The sequence below is a fragment of the Flavobacterium salilacus subsp. salilacus genome (assembly GCF_004634195.1).
Lineage (GTDB): Bacteria > Bacteroidota > Bacteroidia > Flavobacteriales > Flavobacteriaceae > Flavobacterium > Flavobacterium salilacus.
Genome location: NZ_SKBP01000001.1, coordinates 165461 through 179103, shown reverse-complemented (window position 1 = coordinate 179103; position 13643 = coordinate 165461). Strand labels below are relative to the sequence as shown.

The following is a 13643-nucleotide window of genomic DNA, read 5'->3' as shown; positions in this document are numbered from 1 at the left end:
CGATATGAGCATTATAATTAAGCCTATCATCACTGAAAAAATTACCAAAGAGGGAGAAGTTTTCAACCGTTTTGGTTTTGTTGTTGACAAACGTGCTAATAAAATCCAGATAAAAAAGGCTGTTGAGGCTGCTTATGGGGTTTCTGTACTAAATGTTAATACGATGATTTACAGAGCTGATAGATCAGTTAAATACACTAAAAGTGGTTTAATATCAGGAAAGACAAATGCTTACAAAAAAGCAATTGTACAAGTACAAGAAGGAGAAACAATAGATTTTTACAACAATATCTAAGATAAAATGTCAGTAAGAAAATTAAAACCTATTACCCCGGGTCAGCGTTTTAGAGTTGTTAATAGCTTTGACACTATTACAACTGATAAGCCGGAGCGTTCATTAATCGCACCGATAAAAAACTCAGGAGGTAGAAATAGTCAAGGAAAAATGACCATGCGTTATGTAGGCGGTGGTCACAAACGTAGATATCGTATCATTGATTTTAAAAGAACCAGAGTAGGTGCGCCTGCTACGGTTAAAACTATTGAATACGATCCAAACCGTTCAGCATTTATTTCTTTATTGGAATATGCTGACGGAGAAAAAGCTTACATAGTTGCCCAAAACGGGCTTCAGGTAGGTCAAACTGTAGTTTCAGGAGAAGATGCTGCGCCCGAAATCGGTAATGCATTACCTTTAAGTAAAATTCCTCTGGGAACTGTTATATCTTGTATTGAACTACGTCCGGGTCAAGGTGCTGTAATAGCACGTAGCGCAGGTACTTTTGCCCAGTTAATGGCAAGAGACGGAAAATATGCAACAATAAAAATGCCTTCAGGAGAAACAAGGTTAATCCTTTTAACCTGTACGGCTACTATTGGTGCGGTTTCTAACTCAGACCATCAGTTGATTGTTTCCGGTAAAGCGGGTAGATCCAGATGGTTGGGCAGAAGACCAAGAACAAGACCGGTAGCTATGAACCCTGTTGATCACCCGATGGGTGGTGGTGAAGGACGTTCTTCAGGAGGTCACCCACGCTCTAGAAAAGGTCTTCCGGCTAAAGGTTACAGGACTCGTTCTAAAGTTAATCCGAGTAATAAGTATATTATAGAACGTAGAAAAAAATAATTAAGTAGATATGGCACGTTCATTAAAAAAAGGACCTTACGTTCATTATAAATTAGAGAAAAAAGTTCAAGAAAATATAGAGAAAGGTAATAAAGGTGTTGTTAAGACATGGTCTCGCGCTTCAATGATTACCCCTGATTTTGTTGGACAAACTATAGCAGTGCATAACGGACGTCAATTCGTTCCCGTTTACGTTACAGAGAATATGGTAGGTCATAAACTAGGAGAATTTTCACCAACGCGCTCTTTCAGAGGTCACGCCGGTGCTAAAAATAAAGGTAAAAAATAATAAGAAGCTATGGGAGTTCGTAAAAGAGAAAGAGCAGAGCAGATAAAAGAAGCTAACAGGCAGATTGCATTTGCCAAGCTTAATAACTGCCCAACTTCGCCACGAAAAATGCGTATAGTTGCAGATTTGGTAAGAGGTAAAAGGGTAGAATTGGCTCTTAATATATTGAAATTTAATAGTAAAGAAGCTTCTCGTAAACTTGAAAAACTTTTGTTATCAGCTATTAATAACTGGCAACAAAAAAACAGCGAGGAAAATCTTGAAGAAGCCGGTCTTTTTGTAAAAGAGATCAGAGTGGATGGCGGAACAATGTTAAAAAGACTTAGACCTGCACCACAGGGTCGCGCTCATAGAATAAGAAAACGTTCTAATCACGTTACAATCGTGCTTGGAGCTATTAACAATAATACACAAAGCAATTAATATACAGTATGGGACAAAAGACAAATCCGATAGGAAATCGCCTTGGCATCATCAGAGGATGGGATTCTAACTGGTATGGTGGAAATGATTACGGTGATAAACTTGCCGAAGATCATAAAATCAGAAAGTATATCCATGCGCGTTTATCAAAAGCTAGTGTATCAAAAGTAATAATCGAGAGAACTCTAAAACTTGTAACCGTTACTATCACCACGGCACGCCCAGGTATCATTATTGGTAAAGGCGGTCAGGAGGTAGACAAGCTGAAAGAAGAACTTAAGAAAATTACAGACAAAGAGGTTCAAATCAACATCTTTGAAATTAAAAGACCTGAACTTGATGCTTATCTTGTAGGTGCAAGCGTGGCTCGTCAGATTGAAAGCCGTATTTCTTACAGAAGGGCAATTAAAATGGCTATTGCTGCAGCTATGCGAATGAATGCAGAAGGTATTAAGATTATGATTTCAGGTCGTTTGAATGGTGCTGAAATGGCACGTTCTGAAATGTTCAAGGAAGGTAGAATTCCTCTATCAACTTTCAGAGCAGATATTGATTATGCACTTGCTGAAGCTCATACTACTTATGGTAGAATGGGAATTAAAGTGTGGATCATGAAAGGTGAAGTTTACGGCAAGAGAGATCTTTCTCCGTTAGTAGGTATGGATAAAAAACAATCCAAATCTTCAGGATCTCAGGGAAGACCTAATGCAGGTGGACCAGGCGGAAGACCAAACCAACGCAAAAGAAAGTAATTATTTAAACTAAAGAAAAATGTTACAGCCAAAAAGAACAAAATACCGTAAGGTACAGAAAGGTAGAATGAAGGGACTGTCTCAAAGAGGACACGAACTCTCTAATGGAATGTTTGGTATAAAGTCTTTAGATTCATCTTTTATTACTTCCCGTCAAATAGAAGCTGCCCGTATCGCAGCAACTCGTTTTATGAAAAGGGAAGGTCAATTGTGGATTAAAATCTTTCCGGATAAACCTATCACCAAGAAACCTCTTGAGGTACGTATGGGTAAAGGTAAAGGTGCGGTTGAATATTGGGCTGCAGTTGTTAAACCCGGAAGAATCATGTTTGAAGTAGGAGGAGTACCAATAACGGTAGCAAAAGAGGCTTTACGTCTTGCTGCACAGAAGCTTCCTGTGAAAACTAAGTTTATTGTTGCCAGAGACTTTGAAGCATAATTAAACATTTATTATGAAACAATCAGAAATTAAAGATCTATCTGCAGCTGAGTTACAAGGTAAACTTGGTGAATTGAGAAAGACATATGCTGATCTAAAATCAGCTCACGCTATATCTCCTATTGAAAACCCATTACAGATTAGAACTGTAAGAAGGTCTATTGCGAGAGTAGCTACTGAGCTAAGCAAACGCGAATTGCAATAATTGTAGTCTAGCTGAAAGATGGAAAAAAGAAATTTAAGAAAAGAACGAATAGGTGTTGTTACTAGTAACAAAATGACTAAGTCTATTGTTGTTTCTGAAACAAGAAAAGTAAAACACCCGTTATACGGTAAGTTCGTGTTAAAAACTAAGAAATATGTTGCGCACGACGAAACAAACGACTGTAACATTGGCGATACTGTAAGGATTATGGAAACACGTCCTTTAAGTAAATCCAAATGTTGGAGATTAGTAGAAATCATTGAAAGAGCGAAGTAATTATGGTACAACAAGAATCCAGACTAAAAGTAGCAGATAACACGGGAGCTAAAGAAGTTTTAACTATCCGTGTTTTAGGAGGAACGAAACGTCGTTATGCCTCTGTTGGAGATAAAATTGTAGTTTCTATAAAGGATGCAACACCTAACGGTAACGTTAAAAAAGGTAGTGTATCAACTGCAGTTGTTGTACGTACCAAAAAAGAAGTGAGAAGAGCCGATGGTTCATACATCAGATTTGACGATAACGCTTGCGTATTGTTAAATGCTGCCGGTGAAATGAGGGGAACTCGTGTTTTTGGTCCTGTAGCAAGAGAACTTCGTGAAAAACAATTCATGAAAATTGTATCATTAGCACCCGAAGTGCTTTAATTGATTTAAAGATGATAAAGCTAAAGATAAAATCAGGAGATACGGTTAAAGTAATTGCCGGAGACCACAAAGGATCTGAAGGTAAAGTACTACGTGTACTTCGTGAAAAAAACAAAGCAGTAATTGAGGGTGTAAACATGGTGTCTAAACACACTAAGCCAAGTGCTAAAAACCCCCAAGGCGGTATTGTTAAGAAAGAAGCTCCTATTCATATTTCTAACATTGCACTAATAGATCCTAAAACAAAGGAAGCTACAAGAACAGGCGTTAGAGAAGAAGGAGATAAGAAAGTGAGATTTTCAAAAAAATCTAATCAAGTATTATAGTGATGGCTTATATACCAAGATTAAAGAGTGAATATAGAGAGAGGGTAATACCTGCTCTTACAGAAGAGTTTGGCTATAAAAACGTGATGCAGGTTCCTAAACTTGAAAAAATCGTTTTGAGCCGTGGAGTTGGAGCTGCTGTGTCAGACAAGAAATTGATTGACTATGCAGTAGATGAGCTTACAAAAATAACCGGACAGAAAGCTGTTTCTACCATTTCTAAGAAAGACGTTGCGTCATTCAAACTTAGAAAAGGTATGCCGATTGGCGCTAAAGTAACGCTTCGTGGAGAAAGAATGTATGAATTCCTTGATAGGTTAATTACATCTGCTTTACCACGAGTAAGAGATTTTGGCGGTATTAAAGCTACAGGTTTTGACGGAAGAGGTAACTATAACTTAGGTATTACTGAACAAATCATTTTCCCTGAAATTGATATTGATAAAGTAAACAAAATATCAGGTTTAGATATTACATTTGTAACTTCTGCCCAAACAGATAAAGAAGCGAAATCATTATTAGGAGAACTGGGATTACCTTTTAAAAAGAATTAAAATATGGCTAAAGAATCAATGAAAGCCCGTGAGGCTAAAAGAGAGGCAATGGTAGCTAAGTATGCTGAGAAAAGGAAAGCTTTATTAGAAGCTGGAGATTATGAAGGCTTGCAAAAATTGCCCAAAAATGCTTCACCGGTTCGTTTACACAATCGTTGCAAACTTACAGGTAGGCCAAGAGGGTATATGCGTCAGTTTGGTATTTCACGAGTAACTTTTCGTGAGATGGCTAATAATGGATTGATACCGGGAGTTAAAAAGTCAAGTTGGTAATTAAGTTTTAAAAGGAAAAAAAATGTACACAGATCCTATAGCAGATTTTTTGACCAGGATTAGAAATGCAGTAAGAGCTAACCACAAAGTGGTAGAAATCCCTGCGTCTAACCTGAAAAAAGAAATCACAAAGATTTTATTTGATCAGGGATATATTTTAAGTTACAAGTTTGATGATAACTCTGTTCAGGGTACAATCAAAATAGCTCTTAAGTATGATAAAGATACAAAAGAGTCTGTAATTAAAGATATCCAAAGAATTAGTAAACCGGGTTTACGTAAATATGCAGGTTCAGACAGCCTACCAAGAATCCTTAACGGATTAGGTATTGCCATAGTATCTACATCAAAAGGTTTGATGACAGGAAAACAGGCAAAACAGCAAAATGTTGGTGGCGAAGTAATCTGTTACGTATACTAATATATAAAGACTTTATACGATGTCAAGAATAGGTAAAAATCCAGTAATAATACCAGCCGGTGTAACCGTAGAGGTTAACGGTAATATTGTTACAGTAAAAGGTAAAAAAGGCGAGCTTAAGCAAGACTTTGTAGATGTTACTATAAAAGTTGAAGATGGGCAAGTTCTAGTAGAAAGATCATCTGATGATAAAGAGCTGCGTTCTAAACATGGCTTATACAGATCTTTGATAAACAATATGGTTATTGGTGTTTCCGAAGGATTTACTAAAGAGCTTGAGTTGGTAGGAGTAGGTTACAGAGCTTCTAACCAAGGACAGAAACTTGATTTAGCATTAGGTTTCTCTCACAATATAGTTCTTGAGGTTGTTCCAGAAGTTACTGTAGAGACCGTATCAGAAAAAGGTAAAAACCCTATCGTAAAATTAACTTCACATGATAAACAGCTTGTGGGACAAATAGCGGCAAAAATCCGTTCGTTCCGTAAGCCTGAACCATACAAAGGAAAAGGAGTTAAATTTGTAGGTGAGGTATTAAGAAGAAAAGCAGGTAAATCAGCTTAAAAATTAAGACTATGTCATTAAACAAATCTGAAAGAAGACAAAGAATTAAGTTCAGAATCAGAAAGATTGTAAGCGGAACTGCTGCTAGACCAAGACTTTCTGTTTTCAGAAGTAATAAAGAAATCTATGCTCAAATCATAGATGATGTGAATGGTGTAACTTTGCTGGCTGTTTCTTCTAGAGATAAAGCTATTGTAAAAGGAACTAATATAGAAACTGCTGCGGCTGTTGGAAAGCTTATTGCCGAAAAAGCTATCGAAGCGGGTATAGACACTATCTCTTTTGACAGAGGCGGATATCTTTACCACGGACGTGTTAAATCATTAGCTGAAGGCGCAAGAGCAGCCGGACTTAAATTCTAAGAAATTATGTATCATAATTATAAAAATGTAGAACTAGTAAAACCAAGCGGACTTGAACTTAAAGATCGTTTGGTTGCAGTAAATCGTGTTACTAAAGTTACAAAAGGTGGACGTGCCTTCGGTTTCTCTGCCATTGTTGTGGTAGGTGACGAGAACGGAGTTGTAGGTCACGGGCTTGGTAAATCTAAAGACGTATCAGAAGCTATTGCCAAAGCAGTAGAAGATGCTAAAAAGAACCTGGTAAGAATACCACTATACGGTCAGTCCGTTCCTCATGAGCAAAAAGGTAAATTTGGTGGTGCCCGCGTACTGCTTATGCCTGCCTCTCATGGTACAGGAGTAATTGCCGGTGGTGCTGTTCGTTCAGTTCTGGAGTCAGTAGGAGTACACGATGTATTATCAAAATCTCAGGGTTCATCAAACCCTCACAATGTTGTTAAAGCTACTTTTGATGCTTTACTTCAAATGAGAAGTGCTGCCACTGTTGCAAAACAAAGAGGCGTTTCTTTAGATAAAGTATTTAAAGGTTAATTCAAGGAAATCATGGGAAAAATTAAAGTAAAACAAGTTAAGAGTAAAATCAACTGTCCGCAAACACAAAAGCTTACACTTGAGTCTTTAGGGCTTCGTAAGTTAGGACAGGTTGTTGAACATGACGCTACTCCTGCTATCCTTGGAATGGTAAACAAAGTTAAACACTTAGTTTCTGTAGAAGAAACTGAATAACAAAATACAGTAATGGATTTAAGTAACTTACAACCGGCTGAAGGTTCAGTTCAAAGTAAAAGCAAAAGAGTAGGTAGGGGCGAAGGATCCGGTAAGGGTGGTACTTCTACGCGTGGGCATAAAGGTGCCAAATCGCGCTCAGGATACTCTAAGAAAATTGGTTTTGAAGGTGGACAGATGCCTTTACAAAGACGTGTTCCTAAGTTTGGTTTCAAAAACATAAACCGTAAGGAATATGCAGGTGTTAACCTTGACACGCTTCAAGCTCTTGTAGACAATGGTGTTGTTACTGATGCTGTAGATTTTACAGTAATGGTAGAAAATCGTCTGGCTACTAAAAATGAACAGGTAAAGATTTTGGGAAGAGGAGAGCTTAAGGCAAAACTAAAAGTAACTGCTCACAAATTTACAGCAACTGCTAAAGCGGCTATTGAGGCTGCCGGTGGCGAAGCTGTAACATTATAATCTTTATAACAATGAAGAAATTTTTCGAAGCGTTTCTCAATGTCTGGAAAATAGAGGAACTAAAAAACAGAATTTTAGTTACTTTGGGATTGTTACTTGTGTACCGTTTTGGTGCACACGTTACTTTGCCAGGTATTGATGCTACAAAATTAAATAACTTAACAGATCAGACTCAACAAGGTATCGGTTGGCTTATTGATGTATTTACAGGTGGTGCATTTTCGCAGGCATCTGTATTTGCATTAGGTATTATGCCATACATTTCAGCCTCAATCGTAGTTCAGCTTATGGGTATCGCAATACCCTATCTGCAAAAATTGCAGAAAGAAGGCGAAAGTGGTACTAAAAAAATAAATCAGATTACCCGTTGGTTAACCATTCTTATCACGTTGGTACAAGGTCCCGGTTATATTTATAACCTGTACAATACACTTCCTCGAGAAGCGTTCTTGCTACCGTCTGATTCGTTCCCATTCCTATTCTCATCAGTAGTAATACTTACAACAGGTACCATATTTGCTATGTGGCTTGGAGAAAAAATTACTGATAAAGGTATTGGTAACGGTATATCGCTATTAATTTTGGTGGGTATTATTGCCAGAATGCCTCAAGCATTTATACAGGAGTTTACTACTGTGGTAACAAACAACAATGGTGGTCCGCTAATATTGGTTCTTGAAGTTGTTGCATGGTTACTGGTAATAATTGTTTGTATATTACTTATTATGGCTGTTCGAAAAATTCCCGTACAGTATGCAAGACGTACAACAAGCGGAGATTATGAACAAGACCTTATGGGTGGCAACAGGCAGTGGATACCATTAAAGCTTAATGCTTCGGGAGTTATGCCAATTATATTTGCTCAGGCAATTATGTTTATTCCTGCGGCATTGGCAGGTTTATCCAAGTCTGATACAGCTCAAACCATTACAGCACAATTTCAAAACGTGTTCGGTTTAACCTACAATGTTGTATTTGCATTATTAATTATAATTTTTACGTACTTTTACACCGCGATTACAGTACCTACCAACAAAATGGCAGACGATCTTAAACGAAGCGGCGGTTTTATACCCGGTATCAGACCAGGTGTAGAAACCGGAGATTATCTGGATAAAATCATGTCATTAATCACATTCCCAGGATCTTTATTCCTTGCTATGATAGCTATATTACCGGCCATAGCAGTTAGTTTCGGGGTACAATCACAGTGGGCGTTGTTTTATGGCGGAACATCGTTACTCATTATGGTTGGGGTTGCAATCGATACGATTCAGCAAATAAATTCATATCTGCTTAACAGGCATTATGACGGTTTAATGAAAAGTGGTAAAAATAGAAAAGCAGTAGCTTAATAATTTTTATGGCAAAACAAGCAGCAATAGAACAGGACGGATCAATCATTGAGGCATTGTCTAATGCAATGTTCCGTGTTGAATTAGAAAACGGACATGTAGTGATTGCTCATATTTCAGGAAAGATGCGTATGCATTATATTAAATTATTACCTGGTGATAAAGTAAAACTGGAAATGAGCCCTTACGATTTGTCAAAAGCAAGAATTACTTATAGATATTAAAGCTATATAAAAATGAAAGTAAGAGCATCAGTAAAGAAAAGAAGTGCCGACTGTGTAATTGTTCGCAGAAAAGGCAGGTTATACGTTATTAACAAAAAGAATCCTAGATTTAAACAAAGACAAGGATAATTATGGCGAGAATTGCAGGGGTAGATATACCTAAAAACAAGAGAGGAATAATTGCTTTAACATATATCTTTGGTATTGGTAAAAGCAGAGCTACGGAGATTTTACAAAAAGCTCAGGTTAGCGAAGATAAAAAAGTACAGGATTGGAATGATGATGAAATCAGTGCCATCCGTGATGCAGTTTCTTACTTCAAGATTGAAGGTGAATTGCGTTCAGAAATATCATTAAACATTAAGCGTTTAATGGATATCGGATGTTACAGAGGTATTCGTCACAGAGCAGGGTTACCATTAAGGGGACAACGCACTAAAAATAACTCCAGAACTAGAAAAGGTAAGAGAAAAACTGTTGCTAACAAGAAAAAAGCAACTAAATAATAAGTAGTAGTATGGCTAAAGCAAGTACAAAAAAACGTAAAGTTGTTGTAGAATCAACTGGCGAAGCTCACATATCTGCAACTTTTAATAATATCATTATTTCTTTAACCAATAAGAAAGGTGAAGTTATTTCTTGGTCTTCTGCCGGAAAAATGGGCTTTAGGGGTTCTAAAAAGAACACTCCTTATGCTGCTCAGATGGCTGCTGAAGATTGTAGTAAAGTTGCTCTTGAAGCTGGACTTAAGAAAGTGAAAGTTTACGTTAAAGGACCGGGTAACGGAAGAGAATCCGCAATCAGATCCTTACATAACGGAGGAATTGAAGTTACAGAAATTATTGATGTAACTCCGCTACCACACAATGGTTGTCGCCCTCCGAAGAGAAGAAGAGTTTAATTTATTTTATAGTATAAACACAAACAGGATATAAGGATTATCGGAGGATATGACCTGAATTCATAATCCCCTGTTTATTAATTTTTAGAAATGGCAAGATATACTGGTCCAAAAACTAAAATTGCCCGTAAATTTGGCGAGGCAATTTTCGGAGACGATAAGTCTTTCGAAAAAAGAAATTACCCACCGGGACAACACGGTAACGCTAAGCGTAGAGGTAAAAAATCTGAATATGCTATCCAGCTTATGGAGAAGCAAAAAGCAAAATACTCATATGGTATTCTTGAAAAACAATTCAGAAATTTATATGAAAAAGCAGCCGCTACCAAAGGAGTAACCGGCGAAGTGCTTTTACAGCTTTGTGAGGCAAGACTTGATAATGTTGTGTACAGAATGGGAATTGCACCTTCAAGAAGGGCTGCAAGACAAATTGTTTCTCACAGGCACATCACTGTAAATGGAGAATTGGTAAACATACCTTCATATCATTTAAAACCGGGAGATAAAGTAGCAGTACGCGAAAAATCTAAATCTCTTGAGGCTATCGAGCGTTCTTTATCTAATTCTGCACACGTATATGAGTGGATTACATGGAATAACGATACAAAAGAAGGTACTTTTGTTTCAGTACCTGCCAGGATACAAATTCCTGAAAACATCAAAGAACAACTAATCGTTGAGTTGTATAACAAATAATAATTGACATTAGTCGTAATATGGCAATATTTAATTTTCAGAAGCCCGATAAAGTTATAATGATCGATTCTACAGATTTCGTGGGGAAATTCGAATTTCGCCCATTGGAACCTGGATATGGATTGACCGTTGGTAACGCACTTAGAAGAGTTTTGCTTTCTTCACTCGAAGGTTATGCAATTACTTCAGTTCGTATTGAAGGAGTAGAACATGAATTCTCCACAATTCCCGGGGTAGTTGAAGATGTTACAGAAATAATCCTGAATTTAAAACAAGTTCGTTTCAAACGTCAGATAGAAGATGTTGATAACGAATCTGTTACTATTTCTTATACCGGAAAAGATCAGCTTACAGCAGGTGACTTCCAAAAGTTTATTTCAGGTTTTCAGGTTTTAAACCCTGATCTTGTTATCTGCAACATGGACAGCAGCATAAACATAAACATGGAACTTACTATTGAAAAAGGTAGGGGTTATGTACCGGCAGAGGAGAACAAAAAGCAAAATGCAGCTATAGGAACTATTTTTACAGATTCTATTTACACACCTGTAAAGAATGTAAAATATACAATAGAAAACTTTCGTGTAGAGCAGAAAACCGATTATGAAAAATTAGTTTTCGAGATAATTACTGATGGTTCTATTCATCCTAAAGATGCTCTTACTGAGGCAGCAAAAACACTTATTCACCACTTTATGCTGTTCTCTGATGAAAGGATAACACTTGAGGCCGATGAAATCGCACAAACAGAATCGTATGACGAAGAGTCATTACATATGAGGCAGCTTCTTAAAACTAAGCTTGTAGATATGGATCTTTCTGTAAGAGCATTAAATTGTTTGAAAGCGGCTGAAGTTGATACATTAGGTGACTTAGTATCGTTCAATAAAAATGATTTAATGAAGTTCCGTAACTTTGGTAAAAAGTCACTGACTGAGCTTGATGAGCTTGTTGCTGCCAAAAATTTACACTTCGGAATGGATTTGACGAAATATAAATTAGATAAAGAATAATCTGAATCTTTACGATTCACATTACAGATAGCAATGAGACACGGAAAAAAAATAAATCACTTAGGCAGGCAGCGTGGGCATAGAAAAGCTATGCTTGCCAATATGGCTTGCTCACTTATAGAACACAAGCGCATCAACACTACCGTTGCCAAAGCAAAAGCATTGAAGCAGTTTGTTGAGCCTTTGATCACAAAATCTAAAGAAGATACTACACATAACAGACGTATCGTTTTTACATACCTTAGAAATAAATATGCGGTTACTGAACTTTTCAGAGAAGTATCTGCAAAGGTAGGCGATCGTCCGGGAGGATATACCCGTATCATTAAATTGGGTAATCGTCTTGGTGACAACGCTGATATGGCAATGATAGAGTTAGTAGATTTTAACGAACTGTATAACGCTACTAAAAAAGAAGCTAAGAAAACGACGACACGTCGTAGCAGATCTTCTAAAAAAGCGGATGATGCTGCTCCTGCAACAACTGCTCCGGCAGCTGATACAGAAGAAAACAAAGAAGCGACTGAATAATCATGAAACAACTGATTTTTCAATAATATTAAAAAAGGATAAACTATTTAGTTTGTCCTTTTTTTTTTGACACACACTTTGGTACAGTAATGCAAATTGTGCCAAACGTTTTTAGTAAAACGATTTTTTAAAGTAAATTTGCACGCAACACAACAACAAACAACATAAATGAAATATTCTAACAGAGATAAGGCCATACTTCTTTTGGCAGATGGTACTATATTTTATGGAAAATCTATAGGTATAGAAGGAACAGTTTTTGGCGAAGTATGCTTTAATACAGGAATGACGGGTTATCAGGAAATTTTTACTGACCCATCGTACTTCGGGCAGATTATGGTAGCATCAAATGCCCATATTGGCAATTATGGTACAAACGCAGAAGAAATTGAAGCAGATACTATCATGATTTCAGGATTAGTATGTAAAAACTTTAGTTTTAACCACTCCCGGGTAAATTCTTCCGACGGGCTTAAAGAATATTTTGAAGCCCAAAACCTCGTAGCAATATCTGATGTTGATACAAGAGCATTAGTAAGTTATATTCGTGATAATGGTGCTATGAATGCTGCTATATGTACGGATGGTACACCTGTTGAAGAGCTGCGCAAACAACTTGCGGAAGTACCAAACATGGAAGGGTTGGAACTATCATCTAAAGTATCTACAAAAGAACCCTATTTTGTGGGTAATCCTGACGCGAAATATAAAATTTCGGCACTCGATCTTGGTATTAAAAAGAACATCCTACGCAACCTTGCCAAAAGGGATTGTTACATAAAAGTATTCCCCTATGACGCAAGTTATGAGGATATGAAAAGCTTTAACCCGGATGGTTACTTTTTATCTAATGGCCCCGGAGATCCTGCCCCGCTGGTAGTAGCGCAGGAAACTGCTAAAAAGATACTGGAGAAAAATGAGCCTGTTTTTGGTATTTGCCTTGGACATCAGGTGCTGGCACTTGCCAATGGTATAGGTACCTATAAAATGTTTAATGGGCACAGGGGTATCAATCATCCTGTAAGGAATATACTTACAGGCGAAGGTGAAATTACATCGCAAAATCATGGTTTTGCAGTAGTGCGCGAAGACTTGGAAAATAACCCTGATTTTGAAATTACCCACGAACATATTAATGATGGAACTGTAGCGGGAATGCGTATGAAGAGTAAAAACTGTTTTTCAGTACAATATCACCCCGAAGCAAGCCCCGGTCCTCATGATGCCACCTATCTTTTTGATACGTTTATAGCCAATATTGAGAGTGCAAAACAAAATAGATAAAAAGATTGTTTTCTATAACGTTTGCGTTTATAAGTTTTTGTAAATAAGCGAATTTGGTATTTTAAAATA

At 37.2% G+C, this 13643-nt stretch carries 27 protein-coding genes; all 27 read left to right on the top strand.

Annotated features, from left to right (window positions below):
* Nucleotides 1-4: 4 nt before the first annotated feature.
* Nucleotides 5-295 carry a 50S ribosomal protein L23 gene (rplW, locus tag E0W68_RS00945; RefSeq protein ID WP_135217532.1) on the top strand — a complete coding sequence of 97 codons (291 nt, stop codon included), beginning with the start codon at nucleotides 5-7 and terminating at the stop codon, nucleotides 293-295.
* 6 nt (nucleotides 296-301) lie between these two features.
* Nucleotides 302-1126 (top strand): 50S ribosomal protein L2, encoded by an 825-nt coding sequence (gene rplB, locus E0W68_RS00940; protein ID WP_135217531.1) that lies wholly within the window; start codon nucleotides 302-304, stop codon nucleotides 1124-1126.
* Nucleotides 1127-1136: 10 nt separating this feature from the next.
* The gene (rpsS, locus tag E0W68_RS00935; RefSeq protein ID WP_135217530.1) at nucleotides 1137-1415 is read left to right on the top strand and encodes a 30S ribosomal protein S19; all 279 of its coding nucleotides are present in this window, start codon (nucleotides 1137-1139) and stop codon (nucleotides 1413-1415) included.
* A gap of 9 nt (nucleotides 1416-1424) precedes the next feature.
* Complete coding sequence (gene rplV / locus E0W68_RS00930; protein WP_135217529.1) at nucleotides 1425-1838, top strand: 50S ribosomal protein L22; 414 nt, start codon at nucleotides 1425-1427, stop codon at nucleotides 1836-1838.
* An 8-nt stretch (nucleotides 1839-1846) separates the two neighbouring features.
* The gene (rpsC, locus tag E0W68_RS00925; protein ID WP_135217528.1) at nucleotides 1847-2590 is read left to right on the top strand and encodes a 30S ribosomal protein S3; all 744 of its coding nucleotides are present in this window, start codon (nucleotides 1847-1849) and stop codon (nucleotides 2588-2590) included.
* 19 nt (nucleotides 2591-2609) lie between these two features.
* The gene (gene rplP / locus E0W68_RS00920; RefSeq protein ID WP_135217527.1) at nucleotides 2610-3029 is read left to right on the top strand and encodes a 50S ribosomal protein L16; all 420 of its coding nucleotides are present in this window, start codon (nucleotides 2610-2612) and stop codon (nucleotides 3027-3029) included.
* Nucleotides 3030-3042: 13 nt separating this feature from the next.
* Entirely contained in the window at nucleotides 3043-3234 is a 192-nt protein-coding gene (gene rpmC / locus E0W68_RS00915) for a 50S ribosomal protein L29 (protein ID WP_114676967.1), read from the top strand.
* 18 nt (nucleotides 3235-3252) lie between these two features.
* Entirely contained in the window at nucleotides 3253-3510 is a 258-nt protein-coding gene (gene rpsQ / locus E0W68_RS00910) for a 30S ribosomal protein S17 (RefSeq protein WP_135217526.1), read from the top strand.
* A 2-nt stretch (nucleotides 3511-3512) separates the two neighbouring features.
* The gene (gene rplN / locus E0W68_RS00905) at nucleotides 3513-3881 is read left to right on the top strand and encodes a 50S ribosomal protein L14 (protein WP_091467604.1); all 369 of its coding nucleotides are present in this window, start codon (nucleotides 3513-3515) and stop codon (nucleotides 3879-3881) included.
* A gap of 11 nt (nucleotides 3882-3892) precedes the next feature.
* Nucleotides 3893-4207 carry a 50S ribosomal protein L24 gene (gene rplX, locus E0W68_RS00900; RefSeq protein WP_135217525.1) on the top strand — a complete coding sequence of 105 codons (315 nt, stop codon included), beginning with the start codon at nucleotides 3893-3895 and terminating at the stop codon, nucleotides 4205-4207.
* 2 nt (nucleotides 4208-4209) lie between these two features.
* The gene (rplE, locus tag E0W68_RS00895) at nucleotides 4210-4761 is read left to right on the top strand and encodes a 50S ribosomal protein L5 (protein ID WP_135217524.1); all 552 of its coding nucleotides are present in this window, start codon (nucleotides 4210-4212) and stop codon (nucleotides 4759-4761) included.
* Between the two features lie 3 nt (nucleotides 4762-4764).
* Complete coding sequence (gene rpsN, locus E0W68_RS00890; RefSeq protein ID WP_114676962.1) at nucleotides 4765-5034, top strand: 30S ribosomal protein S14; 270 nt, start codon at nucleotides 4765-4767, stop codon at nucleotides 5032-5034.
* Nucleotides 5035-5056: 22 nt separating this feature from the next.
* Complete coding sequence (rpsH, locus tag E0W68_RS00885; protein WP_135217523.1) at nucleotides 5057-5455, top strand: 30S ribosomal protein S8; 399 nt, start codon at nucleotides 5057-5059, stop codon at nucleotides 5453-5455.
* Between the two features lie 19 nt (nucleotides 5456-5474).
* The gene (rplF, locus tag E0W68_RS00880) at nucleotides 5475-6017 is read left to right on the top strand and encodes a 50S ribosomal protein L6 (protein WP_135217522.1); all 543 of its coding nucleotides are present in this window, start codon (nucleotides 5475-5477) and stop codon (nucleotides 6015-6017) included.
* Between the two features lie 11 nt (nucleotides 6018-6028).
* The gene (rplR, locus tag E0W68_RS00875; RefSeq protein ID WP_135217521.1) at nucleotides 6029-6379 is read left to right on the top strand and encodes a 50S ribosomal protein L18; all 351 of its coding nucleotides are present in this window, start codon (nucleotides 6029-6031) and stop codon (nucleotides 6377-6379) included.
* Between the two features lie 6 nt (nucleotides 6380-6385).
* Complete coding sequence (rpsE, locus tag E0W68_RS00870; protein WP_135217520.1) at nucleotides 6386-6910, top strand: 30S ribosomal protein S5; 525 nt, start codon at nucleotides 6386-6388, stop codon at nucleotides 6908-6910.
* Between the two features lie 12 nt (nucleotides 6911-6922).
* Nucleotides 6923-7105, top strand: a complete 183-nt coding sequence (gene rpmD, locus E0W68_RS00865) for a 50S ribosomal protein L30 (RefSeq protein ID WP_135217519.1) — start codon at nucleotides 6923-6925, stop codon at nucleotides 7103-7105.
* Between the two features lie 12 nt (nucleotides 7106-7117).
* Nucleotides 7118-7570: a 50S ribosomal protein L15 gene (rplO, locus tag E0W68_RS00860; RefSeq protein ID WP_135217518.1), complete on the top strand. Its 453-nt coding sequence runs from the start codon at nucleotides 7118-7120 to the stop codon at nucleotides 7568-7570.
* A gap of 11 nt (nucleotides 7571-7581) precedes the next feature.
* The gene (gene secY / locus E0W68_RS00855) at nucleotides 7582-8925 is read left to right on the top strand and encodes a preprotein translocase subunit SecY (RefSeq protein ID WP_135217517.1); all 1344 of its coding nucleotides are present in this window, start codon (nucleotides 7582-7584) and stop codon (nucleotides 8923-8925) included.
* A gap of 8 nt (nucleotides 8926-8933) precedes the next feature.
* Entirely contained in the window at nucleotides 8934-9149 is a 216-nt protein-coding gene (gene infA, locus E0W68_RS00850) for a translation initiation factor IF-1 (RefSeq protein ID WP_035129818.1), read from the top strand.
* A gap of 12 nt (nucleotides 9150-9161) precedes the next feature.
* Nucleotides 9162-9278 carry a type B 50S ribosomal protein L36 gene (gene ykgO, locus E0W68_RS00845; protein ID WP_114676954.1) on the top strand — a complete coding sequence of 39 codons (117 nt, stop codon included), beginning with the start codon at nucleotides 9162-9164 and terminating at the stop codon, nucleotides 9276-9278.
* A 2-nt stretch (nucleotides 9279-9280) separates the two neighbouring features.
* The gene (gene rpsM, locus E0W68_RS00840; RefSeq protein ID WP_135217516.1) at nucleotides 9281-9655 is read left to right on the top strand and encodes a 30S ribosomal protein S13; all 375 of its coding nucleotides are present in this window, start codon (nucleotides 9281-9283) and stop codon (nucleotides 9653-9655) included.
* 11 nt (nucleotides 9656-9666) lie between these two features.
* Entirely contained in the window at nucleotides 9667-10050 is a 384-nt protein-coding gene (gene rpsK, locus E0W68_RS00835) for a 30S ribosomal protein S11 (protein WP_135217515.1), read from the top strand.
* 90 nt (nucleotides 10051-10140) lie between these two features.
* Complete coding sequence (rpsD, locus tag E0W68_RS00830) at nucleotides 10141-10746, top strand: 30S ribosomal protein S4 (protein ID WP_135217514.1); 606 nt, start codon at nucleotides 10141-10143, stop codon at nucleotides 10744-10746.
* Between the two features lie 20 nt (nucleotides 10747-10766).
* Entirely contained in the window at nucleotides 10767-11759 is a 993-nt protein-coding gene (locus E0W68_RS00825; RefSeq protein WP_135217513.1) for a DNA-directed RNA polymerase subunit alpha, read from the top strand.
* A gap of 33 nt (nucleotides 11760-11792) precedes the next feature.
* A complete protein-coding gene (gene rplQ, locus E0W68_RS00820; protein WP_135217512.1) occupies nucleotides 11793-12290 on the top strand; it encodes a 50S ribosomal protein L17 in 498 nt (165 codons plus the stop codon).
* 168 nt (nucleotides 12291-12458) lie between these two features.
* The gene (gene carA / locus E0W68_RS00815; protein ID WP_135217511.1) at nucleotides 12459-13574 is read left to right on the top strand and encodes a glutamine-hydrolyzing carbamoyl-phosphate synthase small subunit; all 1116 of its coding nucleotides are present in this window, start codon (nucleotides 12459-12461) and stop codon (nucleotides 13572-13574) included.
* Nucleotides 13575-13643: the final 69 nt, after the last annotated feature.

Excerpts from the sequence above, each read along its gene's own strand:
- rplW (WP_135217532.1), top strand. The coding sequence starts at position 5 with ATGAGCATTATAATTAAGCCTATCATCACTGAAAAAATTACCAAAGAG.
- rplB (WP_135217531.1), top strand. The coding sequence starts at position 302 with ATGTCAGTAAGAAAATTAAAACCTATTACCCCGGGTCAGCGTTTTAGA.
- rpsS (WP_135217530.1), top strand. The coding sequence starts at position 1,137 with ATGGCACGTTCATTAAAAAAAGGACCTTACGTTCATTATAAATTAGAG.
- rplV (WP_135217529.1), top strand. The coding sequence starts at position 1,425 with ATGGGAGTTCGTAAAAGAGAAAGAGCAGAGCAGATAAAAGAAGCTAAC.
- rpsC (WP_135217528.1), top strand. The coding sequence starts at position 1,847 with ATGGGACAAAAGACAAATCCGATAGGAAATCGCCTTGGCATCATCAGA.
- rplP (WP_135217527.1), top strand. The coding sequence starts at position 2,610 with ATGTTACAGCCAAAAAGAACAAAATACCGTAAGGTACAGAAAGGTAGA.
- rpmC (WP_114676967.1), top strand. The coding sequence starts at position 3,043 with ATGAAACAATCAGAAATTAAAGATCTATCTGCAGCTGAGTTACAAGGT.
- rpsQ (WP_135217526.1), top strand. The coding sequence starts at position 3,253 with ATGGAAAAAAGAAATTTAAGAAAAGAACGAATAGGTGTTGTTACTAGT.
- rplN (WP_091467604.1), top strand. The coding sequence starts at position 3,513 with ATGGTACAACAAGAATCCAGACTAAAAGTAGCAGATAACACGGGAGCT.
- rplX (WP_135217525.1), top strand. The coding sequence starts at position 3,893 with ATGATAAAGCTAAAGATAAAATCAGGAGATACGGTTAAAGTAATTGCC.
- rplE (WP_135217524.1), top strand. The coding sequence starts at position 4,210 with ATGGCTTATATACCAAGATTAAAGAGTGAATATAGAGAGAGGGTAATA.
- rpsN (WP_114676962.1), top strand. The coding sequence starts at position 4,765 with ATGGCTAAAGAATCAATGAAAGCCCGTGAGGCTAAAAGAGAGGCAATG.
- rpsH (WP_135217523.1), top strand. The coding sequence starts at position 5,057 with ATGTACACAGATCCTATAGCAGATTTTTTGACCAGGATTAGAAATGCA.
- rplF (WP_135217522.1), top strand. The coding sequence starts at position 5,475 with ATGTCAAGAATAGGTAAAAATCCAGTAATAATACCAGCCGGTGTAACC.
- rplR (WP_135217521.1), top strand. The coding sequence starts at position 6,029 with ATGTCATTAAACAAATCTGAAAGAAGACAAAGAATTAAGTTCAGAATC.
- rpsE (WP_135217520.1), top strand. The coding sequence starts at position 6,386 with ATGTATCATAATTATAAAAATGTAGAACTAGTAAAACCAAGCGGACTT.
- rpmD (WP_135217519.1), top strand. The coding sequence starts at position 6,923 with ATGGGAAAAATTAAAGTAAAACAAGTTAAGAGTAAAATCAACTGTCCG.
- rplO (WP_135217518.1), top strand. The coding sequence starts at position 7,118 with ATGGATTTAAGTAACTTACAACCGGCTGAAGGTTCAGTTCAAAGTAAA.
- secY (WP_135217517.1), top strand. The coding sequence starts at position 7,582 with ATGAAGAAATTTTTCGAAGCGTTTCTCAATGTCTGGAAAATAGAGGAA.
- infA (WP_035129818.1), top strand. The coding sequence starts at position 8,934 with ATGGCAAAACAAGCAGCAATAGAACAGGACGGATCAATCATTGAGGCA.
- ykgO (WP_114676954.1), top strand. The coding sequence starts at position 9,162 with ATGAAAGTAAGAGCATCAGTAAAGAAAAGAAGTGCCGACTGTGTAATT.
- rpsM (WP_135217516.1), top strand. The coding sequence starts at position 9,281 with ATGGCGAGAATTGCAGGGGTAGATATACCTAAAAACAAGAGAGGAATA.
- rpsK (WP_135217515.1), top strand. The coding sequence starts at position 9,667 with ATGGCTAAAGCAAGTACAAAAAAACGTAAAGTTGTTGTAGAATCAACT.
- rpsD (WP_135217514.1), top strand. The coding sequence starts at position 10,141 with ATGGCAAGATATACTGGTCCAAAAACTAAAATTGCCCGTAAATTTGGC.
- E0W68_RS00825 (WP_135217513.1), top strand. The coding sequence starts at position 10,767 with ATGGCAATATTTAATTTTCAGAAGCCCGATAAAGTTATAATGATCGAT.
- rplQ (WP_135217512.1), top strand. The coding sequence starts at position 11,793 with ATGAGACACGGAAAAAAAATAAATCACTTAGGCAGGCAGCGTGGGCAT.
- carA (WP_135217511.1), top strand. The coding sequence starts at position 12,459 with ATGAAATATTCTAACAGAGATAAGGCCATACTTCTTTTGGCAGATGGT.